Genomic DNA, 248 nt, shown 5'->3' with positions numbered 1-248 from the left:
GCGCGCGGCCGCGGGCGAACGCGCGCGAACGCGCGCCGCTCGGCGGCGCAGACGAAGCCGGCGGCACGATCTGCATCGGCGTGTGCGAGTTGCACGCGCCGGCGCAGGACGGTTTCCTCGAACGCTTCGAGCGCGAATTCGCGCCGCAGCTGTCCGCGGCCGGCCTGGAGCTGCTCGGCGTGTACGTCAGCGACGACACGCCGAACCGATTCCCGCGCCTGCCGGTGCGCGAAGGCGAGCCGGTGCTG

At 74.6% G+C, this 248-nt stretch carries 1 protein-coding gene; it reads left to right on the top strand.

Going from position 1 to position 248, the window contains the following annotated elements:
• Positions 1-248: hypothetical protein (locus HKX41_12655; GenBank protein ID NNC24985.1), on the top strand; the 248-nt coding region annotated here is incomplete at both ends.

The organism is Salifodinibacter halophilus (assembly GCA_012999515.1).
In the GTDB taxonomy this organism is placed as follows: domain Bacteria; phylum Pseudomonadota; class Gammaproteobacteria; order Nevskiales; family Salinisphaeraceae; genus Salifodinibacter; species Salifodinibacter halophilus.
Note: the sequence above shows the minus strand (reverse complement) of the source record. Positions and strands in the feature narration are given on the sequence as shown.